This is a genomic window from Streptomyces sp. UH6, assembly GCF_013421635.1.
Lineage (GTDB): Bacteria > Actinomycetota > Actinomycetes > Streptomycetales > Streptomycetaceae > Streptomyces > Streptomyces abyssomicinicus.
This window is the reverse complement of sequence record NZ_JACADT010000696.1, coordinates 1-3,049: the sequence shown is the minus strand read 5'-3', so window position 1 is coordinate 3,049 and position 3,049 is coordinate 1. Positions and strand designations below refer to the sequence as shown.

Here is a 3,049-nt window from a genome sequence, read left to right as displayed (position 1 = left end):
GACGCAGGACGGGGCGTCGGGGAACGTCTCGCCCAGTTCGGCCCCCGCGGCGAGCCGGGCCAGTGCCTCGTAGGCGCGCAGGACACCGGACTTGCCGCTGCCGCTCGGTCCGGCGACCAGGGTGAAGGGCGCGTCGAGCGGGACGCGCAGCCCCCGGTGGGAGGCGAAGGCGGACAGCCGGAGTTCGGTGACGCGGGCCCGGCCGGCGACGGCACGCTGGGCGGGTACCCACGCCTCCTCCGCCTCGTGCGGGAACGGGGAGGGGGAAGGGGCGTCGGACGGCATGGACACGGTCATGAGCGGACCGTAGGCGGGACCCGGGTCGGCGAACCGTTCCGCCCCGTGAGCCTTCCTACGATCGGGGGACACGGTCAGCGGCCGCGGGGGTGTCACCCCCAGCGCACCGCCGGCATCACCCTTGCCGGGAGCGGGAGTTCCCGCCTCCGAGACCCTCGATGAGACCCTGGACCTCGACACCGTGCGGGGTGAGCAGGAAGACGTTCCGGTCGACCCGGTGCATGGAGGCGGCCAGGCCGAAGACCACGCCGGTCGAGAAGTCGAGGACACGCTTGGCGACGTCGGGTTCGGCGCCGGAGAGGTCGAGCAGCACCGGGGCGCCCGCCATCAGTGTCTCGGCGACCTCACGGGCGTCGGCGAAGACGTTGACCCTCAGCACCACGAAGCGGCGGCGGGGTTCGGTGGCCTGCGCGGGCAGCGCCCGGTGGTCCACCTGGGAGGGCCAGGCGTCCCGGCCCCGCAGCGGGACGACCTCGGCCAGGCCTTCCCACTGTTCATCGGTGACGTCGTGCCTGCGCCTGCTCATCACCGTGGGTCCCCCGCCTCGTGTCCGGATCGTCTGCTGGGCCCCCATTGTGGCGTGCGCTCACCCGTTCGGCCGAATCGACGCGCGGGGCGGGAGCGGCGAGGTTCGGGCGATCCGGCGACGCGCCCGGAGCCGGCCGGGAGGAACGGCGCACGCGCCCCGGGGGCGTCCCCCGGGGCGCGTCGCCCTTTCCCTCGTGCCGCGCGTCAGCGCGCCGCGGCCTCCGCGGCGGCCGCCTGCTCCTCCGCCGGGACGCGGGACCGGATGCCGACGCCGGCGACGACCGCGCCGAGGACGCACAGGACTCCGGTGACGATCACGGCGGCGTGCAGCCCGTTGACGAACGCCTGGCCCGCGCCCTCGACGACCGCGGCCCTGATCTCGGCGGTCATCTCCGGGGAGACGGGCGCGATGCCCATGGTGACCGCGTCCTGCGCCTTCTCCAGTCCGTGCGCCACGCCGGGAGGCACGCCCGCGCCGGTGAGTTCGGCGAAGAGCGAGGAGCCGACCCGGCCGGCGATGACCGAGACCAGCACCGAGGTACCGAGGGCGCCGCCGATCTGCAGCATGGTGGACTGCAGGCCCGAGGCGACGCCGCCGTCCTTCACCGGAGCGTTGCCGATGATGGTGTCGGCGGTGGCCGGCAGCACGATGCCCACACCCAGGCCCATCGCGATGTAGGGGACCCACATGGTGGCGTAGGACGAGTCGACGGTCCAGGTCAGCATGGAGAACATCGCGACGGCCGACAGCAGCAGTCCGACCGGGACCGAGACCCGCGCGCCGAGCCGCTGGCTCAGCTGGGCGCCCAGCGGTGACGCGACCAGCGAGGCCAGCGACATCGGCAGGGTGGCCACGCCGGCCTCCACCGGGGTGTATCCGCGGACGTTCTGCAGGTACAGCATGATGAAGAAGATGCCGCCGAGCATCACGAAGAAGTTCAGCACCGTCATCACCGCGCCGATGGTCAGCGAGCGGTTGCGGAACAGGCGCATCGGCAGCAGCGGGTGCTCCTGACGGGTCTCGTACCGCCCGAACAGCACCAGGACCGCGAGACCGGCCGCGAGCAGGCCCAGGGTGCCGGCGGAGGTCCAGCCCCAGGTCTCGCCCTTGACGATGCCGTAGACCAGGGCGAGCAGGCCCACGGCCAGCAGGACGACGCCCACGACGTCGAACCGGTGGCGGCCGGTGGGGTTCTTGGACTCGGCGAGCACCCACGCGGAGAACAGGAGCGCGACGACGCCGATGGGCGCGTTCAGGTGGAAGACCCACTGCCAGCCGACGTTCTCGACGAGCAGGCCGCCGACGATCGGGCCGAGGGAGGTGGAGACGGCGGAGACCATGCCCCAGATGCCGACCGCGACCGGGAAACGCCGGGGTGCGAAGACGGCGCGCAGGATGCCCAGGGTGTTGGGCATCAGGATGCCGCCGCACAGACCCTGCAGGGCGCGGAAGAGGATGACCGTCTCGATGCTGCCGGACAGGCCGATGGCGACCGAGGTGACGACGAAGCCGCCGATGCCCGCCAGGTAGTGGAAGCGCCGGCCGAAACGGTCGCCGAGCTTGCCGCCGAGAATCATCGAGGCGGCGAGGGCCAGCAGGTAGGAGTTGGTCACCCACTGCAGTTCGGCGGTGCTGGCGCCGAGGTCACGGCCGATCGCCGGGTTGGCGATGGCGACGACCGAGCCGTCGAGCTGCACCATCAGCAGACCGAAGGACACCGCGATCAGGGCGAGCCAGGGGTTGCCCCGGCGTGGGGCGGGCGCGGCGGCCGGCGGGGACGGGTCCACGAGTGTGGAAGCCATGGAGGATCGAGCCTTTGCCTTGGGGGAGGGGGAACCGCGAACACCGCCCGGACGAGCGGCGTCCTGCCGGTCGTCCGGCGTGGTGGTGTCCGGGACGAAGGGATGCCGCGGCGGCGCCGTTGGAACAGGCCGGCGGCACCGCCGGGGAAAAGGGGACGGGGAACGCCCCTGCGGGCGACCGGGGCGGTGGGGCCCTCAGCCGCCGTCGCGAACGGCGCGCTCCAGGGATCCCAGGGCCGACAGCGCGGAGCCCAGCGCGTCCAGCTCGCCGTCGGTGAGCGCGCGCAGCGCCTCGGCGAGGACGCCGGCCTCCAGCTCGCGCACCTCGGCGATCCGGCGACGCGAGGTCGCGGTGAGGTGCAGGTGGGCGACGCGCTTGTCGACGCCGTCCTGGCGGCGCTCCAGTTCGCCCTGCTCGGTG

Annotated in this window: 2 protein-coding genes and 2 pseudogenes; all 4 read right to left on the bottom strand. The window is 73.4% G+C overall.

Translation table 11 applies throughout. The annotated features are described in order from the left end of the window. Positions 1 to 297, bottom strand: a pseudogene (locus HW445_RS24420) (ATP-binding protein); the annotation flags it as partial. A 115-nt stretch (positions 298 to 412) separates the two neighbouring features. Beyond that, positions 413 to 823, bottom strand: a complete 411-nt coding sequence (locus HW445_RS24415; RefSeq protein WP_180223100.1) for a cell division protein SepF — start codon at positions 821 to 823, stop codon at positions 413 to 415. 206 nt (positions 824 to 1,029) lie between these two features. Then, on the bottom strand, positions 1,030 to 2,628 hold the full coding sequence (locus HW445_RS24410) for an MFS transporter (RefSeq protein WP_180223099.1): 1,599 nt from the start codon (positions 2,626 to 2,628) through the stop codon (positions 1,030 to 1,032). A gap of 195 nt (positions 2,629 to 2,823) precedes the next feature. Next, a pseudogene (locus HW445_RS24405) lies at positions 2,824 to 3,049 on the bottom strand (MarR family transcriptional regulator); the annotation flags it as partial.

Excerpts from the sequence above, each read along its gene's own strand:
- HW445_RS24415 (WP_180223100.1), bottom strand. The coding sequence starts at position 823 with ATGAGCAGGCGCAGGCACGACGTCACCGATGAACAGTGGGAAGGCCTG.
- HW445_RS24410 (WP_180223099.1), bottom strand. The coding sequence starts at position 2,628 with ATGGCTTCCACACTCGTGGACCCGTCCCCGCCGGCCGCCGCGCCCGCC.